General features: G+C 61.1%; 14 protein-coding genes. 9 read left to right on the top strand and 5 right to left on the bottom strand.

The window, feature by feature from the left end; genetic code table 11:
- Positions 1–94: 94 nt before the first annotated feature.
- On the top strand, positions 95–1,087 hold the full coding sequence (gene egtD, locus ACQ4W7_RS08640) for an L-histidine N(alpha)-methyltransferase (RefSeq protein WP_436529805.1): 993 nt from the start codon (positions 95–97) through the stop codon (positions 1,085–1,087).
- Positions 1,088–1,097: 10 nt separating this feature from the next.
- On the top strand, positions 1,098–2,342 hold the full coding sequence (egtB, locus tag ACQ4W7_RS08635; protein WP_436529803.1) for an ergothioneine biosynthesis protein EgtB: 1,245 nt from the start codon (positions 1,098–1,100) through the stop codon (positions 2,340–2,342).
- Positions 2,343–2,347: 5 nt separating this feature from the next.
- Here egtB and ACQ4W7_RS08630 read toward each other — a convergent pair whose 3' ends face one another.
- Positions 2,348–3,952 carry a methyl-accepting chemotaxis protein gene (locus ACQ4W7_RS08630; RefSeq protein ID WP_436529801.1) on the bottom strand — a complete coding sequence of 535 codons (1,605 nt, stop codon included), beginning with the start codon at positions 3,950–3,952 and terminating at the stop codon, positions 2,348–2,350.
- A gap of 166 nt (positions 3,953–4,118) precedes the next feature.
- Positions 4,119–5,825, bottom strand: a complete 1,707-nt coding sequence (leuA, locus tag ACQ4W7_RS08625; RefSeq protein WP_436529799.1) for a 2-isopropylmalate synthase — start codon at positions 5,823–5,825, stop codon at positions 4,119–4,121.
- Between the two features lie 488 nt (positions 5,826–6,313).
- Between leuA and tssF the strand changes: the two genes are divergently transcribed.
- The 5 genes from tssF to ACQ4W7_RS08600 all read left to right on the top strand — a co-directional run bounded on the left by tssF (position 6,314) and on the right by ACQ4W7_RS08600 (position 15,634).
- Positions 6,314–8,155, top strand: coding sequence for a type VI secretion system baseplate subunit TssF (gene tssF, locus ACQ4W7_RS08620; RefSeq protein ID WP_436529797.1), 1,842 nt, complete (start codon positions 6,314–6,316; stop codon positions 8,153–8,155).
- Entirely contained in the window at positions 8,119–9,150 is a 1,032-nt protein-coding gene (gene tssG, locus ACQ4W7_RS08615) for a type VI secretion system baseplate subunit TssG (protein WP_436529795.1), read from the top strand. Before tssF ends, tssG begins: the two co-directional genes overlap by 37 nt.
- A 78-nt stretch (positions 9,151–9,228) precedes the next feature.
- Complete coding sequence (locus ACQ4W7_RS08610) at positions 9,229–11,982, top strand: type VI secretion system Vgr family protein (protein ID WP_436529793.1); 2,754 nt, start codon at positions 9,229–9,231, stop codon at positions 11,980–11,982.
- Positions 11,983–12,024: 42 nt separating this feature from the next.
- Entirely contained in the window at positions 12,025–14,247 is a 2,223-nt protein-coding gene (locus ACQ4W7_RS08605; RefSeq protein ID WP_436529791.1) for a T6SS effector phospholipase Tle3 domain-containing protein, read from the top strand.
- A gap of 553 nt (positions 14,248–14,800) precedes the next feature.
- Positions 14,801–15,634: a hypothetical protein gene (locus ACQ4W7_RS08600; RefSeq protein WP_436529789.1), complete on the top strand. Its 834-nt coding sequence runs from the start codon at positions 14,801–14,803 to the stop codon at positions 15,632–15,634.
- A gap of 14 nt (positions 15,635–15,648) precedes the next feature.
- Here the strand turns inward: ACQ4W7_RS08600 and ACQ4W7_RS08595 are convergent, their stop codons facing one another.
- Together ACQ4W7_RS08595 and ACQ4W7_RS08590 are read right to left on the bottom strand one after the other, a co-directional pair.
- Complete coding sequence (locus tag ACQ4W7_RS08595; protein WP_436529787.1) at positions 15,649–15,936, bottom strand: barstar family protein; 288 nt, start codon at positions 15,934–15,936, stop codon at positions 15,649–15,651.
- The gene (locus ACQ4W7_RS08590; RefSeq protein WP_436529785.1) at positions 15,933–16,592 is read right to left on the bottom strand and encodes a hypothetical protein; all 660 of its coding nucleotides are present in this window, start codon (positions 16,590–16,592) and stop codon (positions 15,933–15,935) included. The genes ACQ4W7_RS08595 and ACQ4W7_RS08590 overlap by 4 nt, the downstream gene beginning before the upstream one ends.
- Positions 16,593–16,768: 176 nt before the next feature.
- On the opposite strand from ACQ4W7_RS08590, the gene ACQ4W7_RS08585 reads away from it, so the two are divergent.
- Positions 16,769–17,680: a patatin-like phospholipase family protein gene (locus ACQ4W7_RS08585; protein WP_436529783.1), complete on the top strand. Its 912-nt coding sequence runs from the start codon at positions 16,769–16,771 to the stop codon at positions 17,678–17,680.
- A 59-nt stretch (positions 17,681–17,739) separates the two neighbouring features.
- Complete coding sequence (locus tag ACQ4W7_RS08580; RefSeq protein ID WP_426073063.1) at positions 17,740–18,147, top strand: GlcG/HbpS family heme-binding protein; 408 nt, start codon at positions 17,740–17,742, stop codon at positions 18,145–18,147.
- Between the two features lie 8 nt (positions 18,148–18,155).
- Here ACQ4W7_RS08580 and ACQ4W7_RS08575 read toward each other — a convergent pair.
- Positions 18,156–18,951 (bottom strand): IS5 family transposase gene (locus ACQ4W7_RS08575; RefSeq protein ID WP_436529781.1). Its coding sequence is split into 2 segments (ribosomal slippage): positions 18,156–18,690 and positions 18,689–18,951, totalling 798 coding nucleotides; the frame shifts between segments, so codons are not numbered across the junction.
- Between the last annotated feature and the right edge of the window lie 267 nt (positions 18,952–19,218).

Below are 19,218 nucleotides of genomic sequence, written 5' to 3'. Positions count from 1 at the left end.
CGTCTTCCATGCCCTGCGCGGCAGCAGGCAGCGCGCGCATGCCAGGTACCAGCCCAGCAAGCCTTTTGTGAACCTTGATAGACGACGCCAGCCCATGACCATGCCACTCGCGCAACAGCAGTCAGATTTGTCTCCCGCCAGCAACGTCCGAGTGGCCAGCGCCACACCTGCCACGATAGTCGAGATCAGCAGCGGCCTGCTGGCGCGCGAGGCATGGACCTCGCCCAAGTACCTGTACGACGCGCTGGGCTCGAAGCTGTTCGAAGCCATTTGCGCCTTGCCCGAGTACTATCCGACGCGCACCGAGGCCGCCATCTTTGCCCGTCACGGCGCCGAGATCGCGCACGCCGTGGGGCCGGGCAGCACCCTGATCGACCTGGGGGCAGGCAATTGCGCCAAGGCCGCCAGCCTGTTCCCCCTGCTGCATCCAGTCCAGTATGTGGCCGTGGATATTTCCTATGATTTCCTCAGTGAATCGCTGAGCCGGCTGCAGCAGCGCTTTCCGCACATCGAGATGACGGGCCTGGGCCTGGATTTCTCCAGCCGCCTGGACTTGCCCGACAGCGTGCGCGAGGCGCGGCGATTGTTCTTCTATCCCGGCTCGTCGATTGGCAATTTCGCTCCTGAGCAAGCGACCGCCTTCCTGCGCCGCCTGCGCGCCAATGCGGACGGCGATGGCGGCCTGCTGATCGGCGTTGACCTGATCAAGGACGACGCCATCCTCGACGCGGCTTATGACGATGCGCTGGGCGTCACGGCCGCCTTCAACCTGAACATGTTGCGCCACGTGAACGGGCTGATCGGCGCGGACTTCGACGTGCGCGCCTGGCAGCACCATGGCTTTTTCAATGCCGACGAGCGCCGCGTCGAAATGCACCTGGAAGCGCGCAGCGAGCAAGTTGTCCATTGGAAAGGTGGCCAGCGGCGTTTCGCGAAAGGCGAACGCATCCATACAGAAGACAGCTATAAATACACGCGCGCAAGTTTTGTCGGCTTGCTAGAGCAGGCGGGATTTTCCACCGTGCAAGTCTGGACAGACCCGCAGCAGTGGTTTGCCGTCATTTACGCCAGAGTGATCCGGGATTAAGAAGGAAGAGATGTTGATCGATCATTACAATAAGGTGCGCCAGCACTCGCTGTGGCTGGCCGAACCGCTGTCCGACGAGGATTGCGGCGCCCAATCGATGCCGGACGCCAGCCCCGTGAAATGGCATTTGGCGCATACCACCTGGTTTTTTGAAACGTTTATCTTGGAAAACATGGAAGCGGCGTTCACGCCATTCCACCCCGCCTTCCGCGTATTGTTTAACTCGTACTACAACGGCGTGGGCGAGAAGCATCCGCGCGCCCAGCGGGGCTTGCTGACGCGCCCCGGCATGGCGCAGGTGCGCGCCTACCGGGCCAACGTCGATGCGCGCATCGCCCGCCTGCTGGCGGGCGAGCTGGCGCGTGCCGAGCGCGAACGGCTGACCATGCTGCTGGCGCTGGGCCTCGAACACGAGCAGCAGCACCAGGAATTGCTGTTGACGGACGTGAAACACTTGCTGGCGCAGAGCGCCCTGTTTCCAGCTTACATGGACAGTGCGCTGGACAGCGCGGCGCCGCCAGCGCAGCAAGCTGCACAGCCCACGGCCTGGCTCGTTTTCGACGGAGGCCTGGCGCAGATCGGCCATGCGGGCGACGGTTTTTGCTTCGACAATGAATTGCCGCGCCATCCGCAATACGTGGCGCCGTTCGAACTGGCCAGTGCGCTGGTGACGAATGGCGAGTATCTGGCCTTCATCGAGGCGGGCGGCTACCGCACGGCGCATTGGTGGCTGGCCGAAGGCTGGGACTGGGTGCGCAGCCAGCAGCTGGAATGTCCGCTGTACTGGCAGCGCGACGAGGCGGGGCGCTGGCAGGAATTCACCTTGTTTGGACTGCGCCCGCTAGACGTCCAAGCGCCGGCCACGCATTTGTCGCTATTCGAGGCGGATGCTTATGCGAACTGGGCTGGCGCGCGTCTGCCGACAGAAGCGGAGTGGGAAGTGGCGGCGCAAGGCATCGAAGTGCAAGTCGGGCAACTGCATCCAGCCCCGGCCACCTTGCGTGCAGGCTTGCGGCAAATGTTTGGCCACTGCTGGCAGTGGACCAGCAGCAGCTACGCGCCGTATCCCGGCTACCGCACGGCGCCCGGGGCGCTGGGCGAGTACAACGGCAAGTTCATGCTGAATCAGTATGTGTTGCGCGGTGCGTCGTGCGCCACGCCGGCCGGCCATGCGCGCGCCAGCTACCGCAATTTCTTCCCGGCCGGTGCGCGCTGGCAGTTTTCCGGCATCCGCCTGGCGCGCCAGGTGACGTAAATAGCCTAGTGCAAGCGCGGGACGGTGGGCGCATCAGGGCGGGGCGGCGCCTTGGCGATGGTGTTCGGTTCCAGCTTGAACTGGCTGACGAGGGTTTCCAGTTCGCCCGCCTGTTCATGCATGGCCGCTGCCGCCGCGGCAGCCTCCTCGACCAGGGCCGCGTTCTGCTGCGTCGTCTGATCCATCTGCATGATGGCGGCATTGATCTGCTCGATGCCTTCGCTCTGCTCGTGGTTGGCGACGCTGATTTCACCGACGATGGCGCTGACCCGGCCCACGCTGGCCACCACTTCTTCCATCGTGGCACCCGCCTGGTTGACCAGCTGCGCGCCCTGGTCGACCCGATTGACGGAGTCGGCAATGAGTTCCTTGATTTCCTTGGCGGCGGCGGCCGAGCGCTGGGCCAGGTTGCGCACTTCGGACGCCACCACGGCAAAGCCGCGTCCCTCTTCGCCCGCACGCGCCGCTTCCACGGCCGCGTTCAGGGCCAGGATATTCGTCTGGAAGGCGATGCCGTCGATGACGGCGATGATGTCGACGATCTTGCGCGAGGAGGCATTGATGGCATCCATGGTGCCGATTACTTCCGCCATGGCCGTGCCACCGCGCTGCGCGATGCCCGATGCCGAGCGGGCCAGGCTGTCGGCCTGGCGCGCATTGTCGCTATTGCTGCGCACGGTGCCCGTCAGTTCGATCATCGACGAGGCGGTTTCTTCCAGCGCGCTGGCCTGCGCTTCCGTGCGGGCCGACAGGTCGGCATTGCCGCTGGCGATCTGGCTCGACGCCACGGCGATCGTGCCCGTGCCACCGCGTACTTGCCCCACCAGCGTGGCCAGGTTGGTATTCATGTCGCGCAGCGCCTGCAGCAACTGGCCCGTTTCATCCATGCCATCGGCGACGATTTTACTGCTTAGGTCGCCTGCGGCCACGGCTTGCGCCACGCGCAGGGCATACGCGATCGGCGTGGTGATCGAGCGCGTGACCCACCAGGCAAAGAGCACGCCCAGCAGCAGCGCGGTCGTGCCCAGGCTGGCCATCAGCACATTCGCTGCGGAAATATTCTGCCGGATTTGCTGGCCGCCATGCACGACCACTGCGCGTTGGATTTCATTCAGGCGGTTCACCGTTTTTTGCAACTGATTCAGGGCGGGCAAAGTGTCGTCGCGCACATGCACGGCCGCTTCCGCGCGCTGTCCCGCCACCAGCAGCTTGTCGGCCTGGCTGAACGAGACCACATAGGCCTTGCGCTGCTGCTTCAGGGTGGCCAGCAGTTCCTTGCCTTCAGGCAGCACGATCAGGTGGTCGAGGATGGCCAGCGCATCGCTGATGGTGGCCTTGTTGGCATCGATTTCGCCGTGGATGGCGTTGGCGCGGGCCGGATCTTCATGGATGAACAGTTCCAGCACCAGCGCCGCGTTCGAGCGCGTGGTGCTGCGAATGGTGGCGATGGCATCGGCCTTGGCCCAGTCTTTCTCGATGATGGCTTCACTGAGTGCGCCGATCTTGTCCAGTCGGAAAAGGCCCGTTCCTACCAGCACTGCCATCAGCAGCAGCACCACGCCAAAACCGGCACCCAGGCGCACGCCTATCTTCATATCCGTCAATTTCATACTGATTCCCTCGGTAGCTAATGATCTGTCTCCGGTGGTCTTGTTATGAAACGATTATACGGTCGGCGATACCTGATTTGCACTACTAATTGCCCGGTAGAAATGAAAAAGCGGCACGGCGATCAAGCCGTACCGCTTTTTCTCCTATGAAGCGCGCTGAAATTACTTAGGCGGCGCTGGCCGCCACATCGGCCGCAGTTGTTTTTTCGGCGTCCGTCTGCCCGATGCGGCGGTTCACGGCCGACAGCACGGCCTTGAACGAGGCGGTGACGATATTGCTGTCGATGGCGGCGCCGAACAGGGTCGGGCCGTTGTCGAGGCGCAATTCCACGTAGCAAGCCGCTTGCGCATTGGCGCCGGAGCCGATCGAATGCTCATGGTAATCCATCAGCTTGATGTCCAGGCCCAGCGCATTCACGAAGGCATCGATGGGGCCGTTGCCGCCGCCTTGCAGGGCCAGCGGCGTTTGGCGGTGCGACAGGCTGATGTCGATCTGCACGGATTCATCGCTGCTGGTGTCTTCCACCATGCGGTGCGAAGCGTAGGCGTACGGCGCCGTCTGCTCCAGGTATTCCTTCTGGAATATTTCATGGATATCCTGCGCGGCGATTTCGCGGCCCGTGGCGTCGGCCACGGCTTGCACGGCGCGCGAGAATTCGATCTGCAGGCGGCGCGGCAAGACCAGGCCATATTCCTGTTCCAGCAAGTACGCCATGCCACCCTTGCCGGACTGGCTGTTGACGCGGATCACGGCGTCGTAGCTGCGGCCCAGGTCGGCCGGATCGATCGGCAAGTACGGCACTTCCCAGATGCTGTCCGGTTGTTGCTTGGCGAAACCTTTCTTGATCGCATCTTGGTGCGAGCCGGAGAATGCCGTAAACACCAGGTCGCCCGCATACGGGTGGCGCGGGTGGACGGGCAACTGGTTGCACTCTTCCACGCACTTGCGCACGGTATCGATGTCGGAGAAATCCAGGCCCGGGTGCACGCCCTGCGTGTATAAGTTCATCGCCAGGGTCACCAGGTCGACGTTGCCCGTGCGCTCGCCATTGCCGAACAAACAGCCTTCGACGCGGTCGGCGCCTGCCATCACGGCCAGCTCGGCCGACGCGACGGCCGTGCCGCGGTCGTTGTGCGGGTGCACGCTGATGATGATGGAATCGCGGCGCGCCAGTTTGCGCGACATCCATTCGATCTGGTCCGCATACACATTGGGCGTGCTGCATTCCACGGTCGATGGCAGGTTGACGATCATCTTGTTGGCCGGCGTCGGCTTCCAGATGGCGCTGACGGCGTCGCAGATATGCTTGGAGAAATCGAGCTCGGTGGTGGAAAACGATTCCGGCGTGTATTCAAAGCCCCATTGCGTTTCCGGATGCTGCGCCACCAGCTGTTTGACGAGGGTGGTGCCGGTGGTGGCGATCTGCGTGATTTCCTCGCGCGACATGCCGAACACGACCTTGCGGAACACGGGTGCCACGGAGTTGTACAGGTGGACGATGGCGCGCTTGGCGCCGACGACCGATTCCACCGTGCGGCGTATCAATTCCTCGCGCGACTGGGTCAGCACGATGATGGTGACGTCGTCCGGGATGCGGCCTTCATCGACGAGCTTGCGCACGAAATCGAAATCCGTCTGCGATGCCGATGGGAAACCCACTTCGATTTCTTTCAGGCCGATGGCAATCAGCATCTCGAAGAACCGCAGCTTCTTTTCCGCGCTCATCGGCTCGATCAGCGACTGGTTGCCATCGCGCAAGTCGGTGCTCATCCAGATCGGCGGTTTGCTGATGATCTGGTTTGGCCATTGACGGTCGGTCAATTTGACGGGAGGAAAGGCGCGGTATTTGGAAGCTGGGTTTTGCAACATCATGATCGGGTACTCCTGAAAATAGGGGAAATCAATGGTTGTGGCGCAAGCTTGCCGGGCGGCCACGCAACACTAGGCCAGGCAAGCGATCGGTAGTTTTAGCAGGCAAAGCACGGCAACGGCACCAGTGGTGGTGGTCGCGTCAGAAATTACGGGTGTAGCGGGGGATGGTGCAAACATCATCAAACCTTCCAGGGTTTTTGAAACACGCCGGCGTGTGGCCAGGCGAAGCAATGCGGAAAACTTATGCGCGTGCTAGGTGTAGTCGCGATAGCGACAGCAGGGAAGGGGAGGAATGTTTGAAGGAGGACATGCACTTAATGTACGGGAAGTTGGGCCGGGCTGTCAAGCATATTTCGGCAGGGAACGCTGCTGCTGCCATGTCACAGGTCGACTTATTGTTTCTGCGCAACTTACTTTTCTATCATTATTGAATAATGCAGTTTCCGTCTGGCGACCTGTGTCGCCCGCCCTGCTTTGGAGCTGCCAGCATGGAATCGTTGCTGAAGTACTATGAGCTGGAACTGGATATGCTACGTACGCATCAGCAGGAATTTGCTGCGCGCTATCCCGGTGTCGCCGGTGCACTGGGTATCGTGGGTAGCAGTTGCCAGGACCCGCATATCGAGCGCCTGATCGAGGCATATGCTCTGTGTAATGCCCGTACGGCCAAGAAGATCGATGATGCGCGTCAGGGTTTCACCGAGTCCATGCTGGAAGTGAATTTTCCACACTACCTGAGGCCGTTTCCCGCGTGTTCGATTGCCCACGTGGACGCCAGCGGTGTGCCGGGCCAGGCGCGCGACGGCATCGATATCTTGCCGCGTGGAACCTTGATGCATGCACCGCAATATCAGGGCGTCGTCTGCAAGTTTCGCACCGCCTATGATGTAGTGCTGGCGCCGCTCAGTCTTGCCGGCGCACGCTTCGTTCCCCTGATTGATGTTGCTGCGGCAGTCCATTTACCGTCCGACATATCGACTGCGATCGCTATCGATATCGTGTCCACGTCGGCCACTGGCACGCTGGAGCAATTGATGCTGCCTGCCGTGCGCGTATTCATCGATGGCACGCCATCGCTGACGGCCACCTTGCGCGATGCCCTGTTTTTGCATGCCGCGTATGCCTGGATCGAGGCCGGTGGCGTGCAGTTGCCGCTGGCGCAAGTGCCGCTGCGTGCCGTTGGTTTTTTGCCGGAGGAGGCGCTGTTGCCGCGCAAGCCGGGTTCCCATCGTGCCTACTGCTTGCTGACAGAATACTTTGCCTACCCTGAGAAATTCCAGTTTTTTGATATTGACCTTGGCCTGATTACACCACGCTTGCCGCCTGGATGCCAGCGTTGGACTTTGCATCTGGGCCTGCGCGCCACCGCTGCCAGCAGCGCTGGCGCACGTTTGCTGCGGTCCGTATCGGCAAGCAATTTGTTGCTTGCCTGCACGCCGGTGATTAATTTGTTCCAGCAGGCTGCCGCGCCGATCAGGTTGACGCAAATGCACAGCGAGTATCCGCTGCTCGCCGAACATAAATATGCGCACGCATATGACATTCATAGTGTCGATGCCGTGCGCCTGGTGCGGCAGGGCGCCCATGCCAACACGCTGACGCACTGCCAGCCGTTTTATGCCATGCGCCATGGGCAGGCTGGCGGAGCGAAGAGCCGTTATTGGGTGGCGCGGCGCGATGAGGCGCGGGCGCTCAGTCATCCCGGTTACGAAAGCAGCCTGGCGTTTGTCGACGGCGACGAGGACGATACCTATGCCGGGATAACGACGGTATCGGTCGATTTGACTTGCAGTAATCGCAACCTGCCGAGTGCATTGCCAGTCGGTTCACCGGATGGCGATCTGCGGCACGAGGGAACGGCTGGCGCGCTCCCGGTGCGCTTGTTGCGCCAGCCGAGTCCAGCGTATCGTTTCAAGGCGGACTTGCCTGCGCAAGCCCGTTTGCTGGCACTGTTGTCGTTGAATCATCAGGCGTTGGTGGAAGAGGGTGTGGCGCTATTCCAGGAAATGCTGGCGCTACATAATTTGCCTGCTTCACTTATGTCACAACGGCAAATTCAAGGCATCCAGGCTTTGACGCACCGCGCCAGCAGCACCTGGATGCCTGATGCCAGTGGCGGCGTGCTGGTGTTTGGCATCGACGTCTTGCTGACGGTGGATGAAGAGGCCTACGTCGGCAGTGGCCTGCATGTCTTTGCGCAAGTGATCGACCATGTGCTGGGCATGTATATTCATGTCAACAGCTATTGCCGTTTGCTCCTGATTTCGCACAAGAGTGGAAAGGAGTTGCTGCGATGCCCGCCCCGCAATGGCCAGCAAGCACTGGCGTAATCGCGCTGCTGTCCGAGGCGCCATACCGTTTTGGTTTCTTTCAGACCGTGCGCCTGCTCGAACGCTGGCTATGCCGGCAGGGCGCGTGCGCCGATTCAGCGCTGCACGATGGCCTGCGTTTTCATAACAGCGTTGCTTTGGCCTTTCCCGCCAGCGAGGTGGAGGCAGTGTGGCATGACAGCGAGCATGGCCGCCTGCACCTGCGGCCCAGTTTCATGGGCTTGCTGGGCGTGCAGGGCACTTTGCCCCTGCACTATACGGAGCGGCTGGTGCGCCAGGAGCGGGCGACGGGCGATGCCGGCGCGCGCGCCTTCCTCGATGCCTTGTCGCAACGCGCGCCCGTGTTGTTTTATCAGGCCTGGGCCAGCACCCGGATCGAGTGCCAGGTCGACGCAAGCGGCCGCCCCGGGTTCCTGTCGTTGCAGTTGGCGCTGGCTGGCGCATGGCCGTCGCGCCTGGCAAGTACCGGCGCGCTGCCTCCGGAGGCGCTTGCTTACTACGCTGCAGCGCTGCGGCAGCGGCCCGTCAGCGCCGAGTTGATGGCCGATGTGCTGGGTGATTATTTCGGCGTGCCTTTGCGTATCGAGTCCTTCGTCAATACCTGGCACGTGCGGGCAAGCAATGAGCATTCCTTGCTCAATCTGAGCAATGTTGGTTTGGGACAAGGCGCCATGCTGGGCGCACGCTGCCGGCGCCGGGACTTGCGCGTGCGCCTGTACCTGGGGCCCTTGAGCCGGGCACAGTTCGACGATTTTCTTCCCGGACATTCCGCTGCGCTGTCCTTGAAAAGCATGTTGAGCCTGTTTGGCTTGCCATGCATGCAATACGAAATCCGTCTGATCCTGCGCGCTGCCGATGTGCATGGCAGCAGCCTGACGGCCAGGATGGGGCAGGGCGCAGCTTGCCTGGGGCAGGCCGCGCGCTTGCTGACCGGAGAGGCCAGCCGCGACTGTGACGCCATGTGCTATGACATCCGATTTCCCGGTGCCGCTTGATGCGCCGCAATTGGCCGCCGGCAAATGTATGAATACTGATGAGCTGGGAGCGAGGCGTATCGACACTGGGGAGATGGAATGGAGAGCGCGGACGAATTCATGCAGTTCATGCTGGCGACGAAGGAACTGAACGCCCGTCACCGGCCATTGCGCCTGCGGCTGGCGTATGCGGACGGCGTGAACGACGATGTGCTGTTGCCGCAGCAGGTAGATGGCCGCGAAGCCATTTGCGCCAGTCTGGAGTACTGCATACGTTGCGTCTCGCTCGATGCGCACTTGCCACTCAAGCAGTTCATGGGTGTTCCGGCCGAGTTGCAGATCGTTACTGACGCAGGGCAGTTGCGCAGCGTCTGCGGCATTGTCGCGCAAGCCTCTGCCGGACTGAGCGATGGCGGCCTCGCCACTTACCAGCTGGTGCTGCACGATGCGCTGACCTTGATGGAAAAACGCCGCAATACGCGTGTGTTCCGTGGCAAGACGGAGCTGGAGATCGTCGAACTGCTGATTGCTGAATGGCGGCTGGGCAACACCATCATTGGCGCCACGTTTGCTTGCGAAATCGATCAGGCGCTGGCCTATCGTCAATTTCCGGCGCGCGAACTGACCATGCAGCACAATGAATCCGATGCCGCATTCATTCGGCGCTTGCTGCGGCGGCGTGGCATTTCCTGGGTCATCCAGCCTGGCGCCGCACAGCATGGCGCATCCGACGCCATGCCGTCGCATGTCTTGTTGCTGTTCGACGACGCCAGCCGCCTGCCGGAGAATGTGGCGCCTGTCATCCGCTACCACCGGGCGGACGCTACTGAAGAGAGCGATTCCATCACGGCCTGGGGTGCTGTGCGCACCCTGCAGGCAGGCAGCACGGGGCGTCATAGCTGGGATTATGCGGCGCCACGCAACCGCCAGTTCATGCAGACGGATGCGGGCGGCATGGCCGATCAGGGTGCCAGCGGCAATTGCCTTGCCGCCAACCTCGACGACTATTTTGTGGCGACGCCGCACATGGGCAATGACGCGGAAGATTTTCGCCAGCTGGGCTTGCTGGCGATGGCGCGCCATGACGTGGAAACCAAGTGTTTTCATGGCGAGGGCGTCGTGCGCTCGCTGTGTGCTGGCCAGCAGTTCAGCCTGGAAGGTCATCCGGAAATCGACCAGCATCGGCCAGATGCCCGGCGTTTCCTTGTCACGGCATTGGAAGTGCATACCAGTAACAATCTGCCGCCCGCCCTGGATGCGGGCATCGCGCGTCTGTTCGCCGCCAGTGATTGGCTGGCGCAAGGCGCGACCTCGGTGGCAGGGTGCACGGGGCCGGAAACGCCGCGTTATCGCATGCGCTTTAGCTGCGTGCGTTCCAGCGTGGTCCTGGTGCCCGCATTCGATCCGCAGCGCGATGTGCCCCAGCCGCAGCTGCAAAGCGCCATCGTGGTCGGACCCAGCGGTGAAGAAGTGCATTGCGACGAGCAAGGGCGCATCAAGGTGCGTTTCCCTGCGACCCGCGCTGCCGACCATGCACATGCGCAAGGTTCCGGCGCCTCGGATACGGAGCGCGACACGGCCTGGCTGCGCGTCGTCAGCAATTGGGCTGGCGATGGACAGGGCAGCGCGCACCAGTGCGGCACGCTGGCATTGCCGCGCGTCGGCTCGGAAGTGCTGATCGGATTCTTGGCGGGTGATCCCGACCGGCCGATTGTACTGGGGCAATTGTTCAACGCCGTGGCGCCGCCGCCGGCACTCAGCAAACGCGGCGCGCTGCCGGGCAACCGCTACCTGGCGGGCATGCGCAGCCGCGAAGTGCGCGGCCAGGGCGGCAATCAGCTGCGTTTTGACGACACGCCCCGGCAGATCAGTGCCCAGCTGGCCAGCGATCACGCCACCACTGAGCTCAACCTTGGATTTCTGGTCGAGCCGCGCGCCGGCGGCGCTGGCCAGCAGCGTGGCGACGGATTCGAGTTGCGCAGCGATCACGGCGGCGCGATCCGCAGCGGCAAGGCGCTGCTGCTGTCGGCCTGGCGGCGGCTCGACGCGGCAGGCGGCCAGTTATCGGCCGAGGAGCATCTGGCGTTGATGCAAGAGTGCCTGGACTTGTTCAAATCGCTGGGAGAGTACGCTGGCGCGCACCAGGCGCTGCCGGTTGACGTGGCGAGCGCCGCCGCCTTGAAAGAAGCGGTGGCTGGTGCCGTGGCGCCCGCTGCCAGCCTGACGGCGCCCGCGGGGCTGGCGCTGAGCAGCCCGAAGACCATAGTCAACTACGCCGGCGTGAATGTCGACACGGTGGCGCAGCAGCACGTGCACGTGATCGCGGGCCAGCGCTGCAGCATGCAGGCTGGCGAGGGCGTTTCCGTGTTTGCCCACAAGGGCGGCATCACCCAGATCGCGCACCATGGCAAATTTCTCATGCAGAGCCAGTTTGACGAGATGCAACTGAACGCCGCCAAGGCCCTGAAATTGACGGCCAATACCCGCATGATCGGCATGGCGCAGGATGAAATCACCTTCATGACGGCGGGTGGCGCCTATCTGAAACTGGCGGGCGGCAGCGTGGAACTGGGTGGTCCGGGTGCGCTGACCATCAAGACCGACGGCCATCACTGGAATGGCCCGGCCAGCAGCAAGGCTGAATTGCCGAGCTTTGACGAGGGCGACCTGGGCCGCATGCCGCAGGTGCTTTCCGGCCTCGATGGCAGTCCCGTCGGCGGTGTCAAGATCGTCGTCGGGCGCGAGGATGGCTCGCAGCAAGTGGTGGATGCCGACAGTGAAGGCAAGGGCGCCGCCATCGTGGGCGACAGTCTGGAAAAACTCAGGGTGCGTATTTTCAGGCCGCGCGACTAAGTACCGGTGTTGCACGTTCTCTGTCATTCACGGGAGTCAGACATGAGTGTACACAAGCCCAAGGCGGGTTCCTTGCCGTTCGACGAAAGCAAATACCTGCAGATAGGCGAAAAAGACGGCTTGCTGCGCTTCGATCACGACAAGTTGCCGATTACTACGCGCCTGCCCTTGCCAGGCATCATGATTTTCGTGCACGGTGTGAATTCCGATGGCGAATGGTATGACGAGGCGGAAACTGGTTTGTGCGCGGGATTGAATGCACGTTTGCACCGGCGTGTACACGATACCGGGCGCGGCGCCCAGGAAGGTATCGCCATGACGCCGGCCCGCTATATGGGCCAGCTGACGCGCGACGGTTTCATTAACCCGCTGATGAAACCAAAAACCTTCATGCAGGCCGATGGCTATTCGCCCGTGATCCGTTTCCGCTGGGGCTACGCAGCCAATGATATCGAGTTGCAGACATATGGCGACGGCATATTCCTGAATGAACAGAATTACTGGGGCGGCGGCCCTTTTGCCAATGGCTGTACTTCGCTGCCGGACCTGTGGGGCGAAGGCTTGTCGGACCAGCTGTTTCTGTGGATGCAGATCCAGCACATGAACCCGACCAATGACCGGCAGGTGTACGCCTGCCCGCCACGCCCGTATTTCGTGCTGGCCGCCTACCGCCTGGCGCGGCTGATCGAGGCCATCCGGCAAAAGCAGGCCGACGTGCCGATCACCATCGTGTGCCACAGCCAGGGCAATATGGTCAGCATGGCAGCGGCCTTCCTGGGCGAGCGCCTGCCCAAGGTGGCGGACTCCCAAGGCAGGATGTGGCCTTGCATTGCCGACAATTATGTCCTGTGCAATCCGCCGTACAGCGTGGTGGAAGACAACATGGCGGAGAACTGGACGTCGTCGAACCTGAAAGCGGCGGACGGCAGCACGGGCCGCCAGACGGCTGCGGCACGCATCGACACGCTGGCGGCTTTCTTTGCGCTCATCGGCGAACGGCGCGCCGCACAATGGCAGGCCGAGAAAATCGACCAGGCCATGAGCAGTGCGCACCACCCCTTCAAAGCGCAGCACGATATTGATACTTATGGCGTGCGGGGCGCAACTGTGGGACGCGTGACCCTGTATTGCAATCCGCACGACCAGGTGATTTCCTCCTTGACGGTGCAAGGCATGGGCTGGCGCGGCTTGGCCGGTCCTGTGCTGGACAAGGATGGCCTGCCAAAGAAAGACCGCCAGGGCAAGGTCGACCCTGGCGAAATCGCCAGGGCAGGCGGCGAGGGAGTATTTACCCAGCGCGTGTTTGCCGAGGGTTTTCCCGTCGGCGTAAAAGGCGCGTACGACTACTGGGGCGATCATCGCCCTGCTATTGATTTTGGCAACGACCATTTCTGGAATCCACCTTCCATGATTTCCACGTATAGCGTGGCCAAGGGCCTGGAAGCGCAAGAAAAATGGCTGTTCCAGATACTCACCGTGGCGTTTGCGCCCATCGCCATCGTGGCCACCGCATTGATGCGCAAGCGTATAAATGCCTCGCCCGACAAGTACTGGAAAATCCCGCTGGAAGCGCCCGACCTGCCAGAGACATTCTTCCCGCAAGCGAAGTTGTTTGGTGCGATCTGCCCCAGCTTTGACATGGGACTGCATCCACACGGCTGGGAGCGCAACACGGATGCCGCGCATCCGGAGGGCGATCCTTTCCACGGCGAGCGCGAGCTGTCGATACCGCGTGGCGGCCTGCATGGCGAAAAACAGCGCACCGATGCCGCGCGCGGCAACGAGGAGAGCGAAGCGGCACTGCAATACGAATACCACGCCTCCCTGCGCATGATGGCCAAGCGCGAAGGCAAGGTCGAGAAAGGCAAACACGTCACGGAAGAAGACCATCCCGAGACGGCGAGCGCGCAATACACGGCATGGCGCCAGCGGAAAATCCAGGCGGGCCTGGCCGGCAACGTGGGGACCTATGCCACCGATCACTCCACCATCCTGACCAACAGCGAACATTCCAGAAAGGCGCTGGCGTATGACGTGGCCGTGGGCTGCTGCCATCTGTTGGAAACAGATTTGCGGGAGTTGAGAACGATGGCGGATTGGCGGTTTCTTGATGATCTTGGAGGCCCTGAGCATATAAATATGTCTATTGAATATTTTTACGAAGGCAAAGTGAATGGAGCCGCGCCTTCGAAGTGGGTAAGAAAATCAGTAGATGGCGTAATGCCAAAAAAAATAAGTGATTTACGTGAAAATAATGTCCCTTAATTTTTATTTAAAAATATATGCATGGGAGGGGAGAGTGGCTAAGAATTTCATATTTACTTCTGTCGCGGCGATCATGGCGACGGTAGGGCTGTCGTCATGCGTAGTAAAATCGGAAGCAATGATCGACAAAAACAAAGCTGGCACTTCTGGTGTTGGAATGCCGTTTACTGCCCAAGTAGTTGGGGTGCAATGGTTGAATCCGCTTCATAGACAAGATTATCCTACCGAATGGCAGTTATTGTGGACTCTAGGAAAAGTTTGTCCAAATAAAAAAGACGACATGGTGGAGTTGTACCCAGCTATTTTTTCGAATGTTAGATCCGTTGCAGGGATAGCATCTTCGAACGATGGGAAAATTACTTTTAGTGATTTCCATATTAAATACGCTAGGCAAATAATAACAAAATTCCATGGTATGTATTTTTCAAATCCAACCTATTTTTATAACGCCCACGACGTAAAAAACAAAAAAGGCTGGAATGAATTGGCGGGTATCCATGTTGAGTACACTTTGCCTGCAGAACGGTTTGATCCCCTTCTTGCAGGCGACGACTTGCGCAAGCAAATTACAAGTACTTTTTCAATTGGAAATCCGAACTTCCCCAACTCCTGGACCAAGTCCACCCCGCCCGACGTGCGCGTGACGCCAGGTGGCGCGAATGCAGGCTTTGTGTCTCTGGCGGCCGCCCTCGATTATTTGCAGGCGCATCCCGCTGAAACGGTCTGGGTGATGAGCTGGGATGCGCCCAGCTTCCCGAAAGATGAGCAAATCAATGAAAACATGGTCTTGCTGGTACTGGCCGGTCCCCATTACAAGACGGAGCGCGATGCGCTGGCGTGGATAGCTTATCCCGCCACGCAGCAGGTCAGCGCCTTTGCAGCGCAGAAGGGCTTGCCGCCGCCCACGGTACAGGCGTGGCAGGCGACCCTGGCGCAGGCGGCAGGCAACGGACGCAAGAGCGAGGTAGATATCGGCTATGTGATCCATGATGCGAACAACACCCGGCCGGCGTCGCCGGACCGCATCGCCTACCTGGCGCAAACCTTGACGACCGAGCTGCCGGCCTTCGATTTCCTCCAGCAAAGCTTCAATACGCCGGCCTTGCTGGGTGAAATGGGCGCCGCCACGGCCTTGACGAATGTGGCGCTGGGTATCGCCCAGGCGAATCACTTTGGCCAGAACGTGCTGGTGGCGGGCACCAGCGACGCCGGCCAGACGAGCGGCGTGCTGATATTGCCGCCGGCCAAGGTGCGCCCCATCGACCCCGTGAAACCGTGGTTCCGCGCGCGCGGCGGCGGCAATGCCTATTTGATGTGGTGGGGCATCCGCCATGCCTGGGCCAAGCTGGACGCGGGGCAATTCAATGAGCAGGGGTATTCGAAATAGAAAATATCGCAGGCTCAGGCATAGCGTACCTGCGCCGCCTGGGCCGGCATGTCCAGTGCCATGCGCGCCAGGATGCGCTGCAGGATGGCCGCATCGCGCGGCAGCCGCTCTTCCAGCGCTTGCCATGCTGTGAATTGTAACTGTTGCGGCATTTCCACCAGGCCCGTGATGGCATCCCAGAAGGCATCCCAGTTCATGCCGTAGAAGGCCGGAAAGGCCAGCGCGGCTGCCAGGGTGGCATGCAGCTGGCGCGCGGTATTGATATCGCTCAAGTCGATGCTGATATGGGCTGGCCTGTTCACAGTATGCCCTTGAGCAGCTTCTGCAGGTTTTCGCGCATGTCGCCCACCATGGCCGCATGCTGCTCCAGGATGGCGGGCGCATGCTTGAACGGTGCCGCATCGAGATACAGGCGCGGCAAGTCGGCCAAGGCCACGCCGCGTGGGCCGCCGCGCAGGATTTCGTCCACATGCTTGTTGATCGAGTTGACGGCTGCCTGGATGCGTGGCGTGGCTGACGCGGCCAGGCAGGCGACCAGCGCCGCATCGAGGTCGGTGCGCGCGGGCGCCTGCGGCAGCACGGGCGCGGCGATCTGTTCCAGCGGCGACATGTTGACGGCCGGCTTGCGATACGCGCGCAGGGTATCGAGCGCCATCAGCCGGTGCGCGCCGCCGCGCTGCAGCCAGTCAAGGATGCGCGGCCAGGGCGTGCCCAGCAGGGCTGCCGCCACACCCCATTGCCCCGCCACGGGCGAGCCGATATAGTCATCGATCCAGTCGATGGCGGCCGGGTTGCCCGTGTAGGCCAGCAGGATGGCGTTCGACGAGCGCAGCGCGGGCGCTTGCGTGGCCAGCACGCAAGTCAACCAGGCGAGGGCGCCGTCGCCGGGGTGGCTGGCCAGTTGCTGTGAAAAAGGGGCGCTCAAGGCGCGGCTGTCGGCAAATTGATGTTCTGACATATCGGGAGCAAGTAACAAAGCAGGCGCCAGTCTAGCAGCCGTGTGGTGGCAGAGTCGGCCCGTACGAACATTGTCACCGCAAACATTTAAGACAGGCTTCAGTGCGGGCGGCCCCGCTTGCGCTACAATCGGCTCTCCTTTGTTGCCACTGCCGCGCGCGGTTCTCTTCTGCCACTATGCTCCCTAAACGCCTGACCCTGCTTGCCCTGGCCGCCTTTGCGCTGGCCGGCTGCGATACCACCGTCCCGAAACCCATACAAGTATTGACGCCTCCCGAGCCCATCGTCGTGCCGCCGCGCAAGATCAAGATCGGCCTGGCCCTGGGCGGTGGCGCGGCGCGCGGCTTCGCGCATATCGGCGTGATCAAGGCACTCGAATCGCAGGGCATCCACGCCGACATCGTCACCGGTACCAGCGCCGGCAGCGTGGTGGGTGCCTTGTATGCGGCAGGCAACTCCGGCTTCGCCCTGCAAAAGATGGCGTTCGACATGGACGAGGCGGCCATTTCCGACTGGGCCTTGCCCCTGTTCGGCAAGTCGTCCGGCGTGCTCAAGGGCGAGGCGCTGCAAAGCTATGTCAACAAGGCTGTCGGCGGCGTGCCGCTGGAAAAACTCAAGATCCCGTTTGGCGTGGTGGCGACCGATTTGAAGAATGGCCAGCCGATCCTGTTCCAGCGCGGTAACACCGGCATGGCCGTGCGCGCCTCGTCGGCCGTGCCCGGCGTGTTCCAGCCCGTGACGATTGCCGGCCACACCTATGTCGATGGCGGCCTGGTCGCTCCCGTGCCCGTGCGCTTCGCGCGCGACATGGGCGCCGATTTCATCATCGCCGTGAATATTTCATCGCAAACGGATACTCAGAAGGCCATCAGCTCGATGGAAGTGCTGATGCAGACGTTTGCCATCATGGGCCAGCGCATCAACCAGTTCGAGCTGAAGGATGCTGACGTGGTGATCCAGCCCAGCCTGGGTACCATGAAGGGCAACGATTTCAACAGCCGCAACCAGGCGATTTTGGCGGGCGAGCAGGCGACCTTTGCCGTCATGGCGCAGCTCAAGCAAAAGCTGAAAGCCAAGCGCGAGCAGTAAACGATCGCGCCGCTGCGCATTTCGTATACAATTTTGCTTCAACATAACAAGGATGCACCATGCAATCGAAACCGATTTTGACCCTGGACGACGTAAAGAAAATCGCTGCCGCCGCCGAAGCGGAAGCGGTCAAGAATAACTGGGCGGTCACGATCGCCATCGTCGATGACGGCGGCCATTTGCTGTGGCTGCAGCGTATGGATGGCGTGGCGCCGATCTCGTCGCACATTGCCCCCTCGAAAGCCAAAACGGCCGCGCTGGGCCGCCGCGAATCGCGCATCTATGAAGAGATGATCAATGGCGGCCGCGTGTCGTTCCTGAGCGTGCCGGAAATCGACGGCTTGCTCGAAGGCGGCGTACCCATCGTGTTCGACGGCCACTACGTGGGCGCCGTCGGCGTCTCGGGCGTGAAGTCGGCGGAAGATGCGCAAATCGCGAAAGCTGGTATTGCAGCGTTGACGGCCTAAGAACGTGTTCATGATCTCCTGAGCAGCATCGCCAGGAAAGCCAGGTGGATGAACTGCAAGCTGGTGTTAAGCCATCGTTCGCAGTTTTTCCACAGTCGCCTGTTTTTTTCCAACCAGGCGAAGCTGCGCTCGACCACCCAGCGCTTGGGTATCACTGCGAACTTGTGCAATTCACTGCGTTTGGCAATCTGCACCGTGACCGCCTCGCCCAAGGTTTCCTGCACACCTTGGGCAAAGGGTTTGCCCACATAACCGCTGTCGGCCAGCACGCTTTGCACTTTATCCAGGCCGCCTTTGCAACGCTGCATCGCCTGCAGCGCTCCTTTGCGGTCCGTAACCTCGGCCGTCGTCACGGCAATGGCATGGGGTAGCCCCTGTGTGTCAACACCGATGTGGCGCTTGATGCCTGAAACCTTTTTGCCCGCGTCGTAACCCTTGCTACCGGCCGTGTCGGTATTTTTTACGCTTTGTGCGTCAACGATCAACAGCGTCGGCTTGGCGCTGCGCTCCAGTCTCTCGCGGGCCGCGCCAACCTGATTTTTTTAATGCCCGTTCCAGCACGCTGATACCGTGCTGGTCGGGCTCGCTCCATTTGGCAAAGTACGAATGCACCGTCCTCCATTTCGGAAAATCCCTTGGTAGCATCCTCCACTGGCAGCCACTGCGCAGCAGATATAGCACCGCGCAGAACACTTCGTACAAGTCCACCGTGGTCGGTTTCGTGCGTTTCCTCACGCTTTGCAGCAGCGGTAGGATTTCTTCAAACTTTTCTCGACTGATGTCGCTGGCGTAAGGTTTTCTCATCCCGCCATTATCCGGCTATTCGGATAGATTGTGAACACGTTCTAAGTAGTCGCCGCAGTTGCAGAACTAGCCGCCCCGCGCAAGCCGGGCGGCTTTTTCATGGCGCGCGGGTTTTATGCTGTTGTGCAAAAAAATGCCGGGCCTTCTACATTTTCTTCTACATTTTCTTCCTTGTGGAAAAGCTTCCTTTTGGTTATAATTCAAAGGTTTAGCCAATCACACATATACCGTAGCGACTACCCATCCCCTCATTCAAAATGACCGTTG

Source organism: Janthinobacterium algoris (assembly GCF_051380935.1).
Lineage (GTDB): Bacteria > Pseudomonadota > Gammaproteobacteria > Burkholderiales > Burkholderiaceae_D > Janthinobacterium.
Note: the sequence above shows the minus strand (reverse complement) of the source record. Positions and strands in the feature narration are given on the sequence as shown.

Coding starts and splice junctions, on each gene's coding strand:
- tssG (WP_436529795.1), top strand. CDS start 8,119: ATGCCCGCCCCGCAATGGCCAGCAAGCACTGGCGTAATCGCGCTGCTG.
- egtD (WP_436529805.1), top strand. CDS start 95: ATGACCATGCCACTCGCGCAACAGCAGTCAGATTTGTCTCCCGCCAGC.
- ACQ4W7_RS08580 (WP_426073063.1), top strand. CDS start 17,740: ATGCAATCGAAACCGATTTTGACCCTGGACGACGTAAAGAAAATCGCT.
- ACQ4W7_RS08585 (WP_436529783.1), top strand. CDS start 16,769: ATGCTCCCTAAACGCCTGACCCTGCTTGCCCTGGCCGCCTTTGCGCTG.
- egtB (WP_436529803.1), top strand. CDS start 1,098: ATGTTGATCGATCATTACAATAAGGTGCGCCAGCACTCGCTGTGGCTG.
- ACQ4W7_RS08590 (WP_436529785.1), bottom strand. CDS start 16,592: ATGTCAGAACATCAATTTGCCGACAGCCGCGCCTTGAGCGCCCCTTTT.
- ACQ4W7_RS08605 (WP_436529791.1), top strand. CDS start 12,025: ATGAGTGTACACAAGCCCAAGGCGGGTTCCTTGCCGTTCGACGAAAGC.
- tssF (WP_436529797.1), top strand. CDS start 6,314: ATGGAATCGTTGCTGAAGTACTATGAGCTGGAACTGGATATGCTACGT.
- ACQ4W7_RS08610 (WP_436529793.1), top strand. CDS start 9,229: ATGGAGAGCGCGGACGAATTCATGCAGTTCATGCTGGCGACGAAGGAA.
- ACQ4W7_RS08630 (WP_436529801.1), bottom strand. CDS start 3,952: ATGAAATTGACGGATATGAAGATAGGCGTGCGCCTGGGTGCCGGTTTT.
- leuA (WP_436529799.1), bottom strand. CDS start 5,825: ATGATGTTGCAAAACCCAGCTTCCAAATACCGCGCCTTTCCTCCCGTC.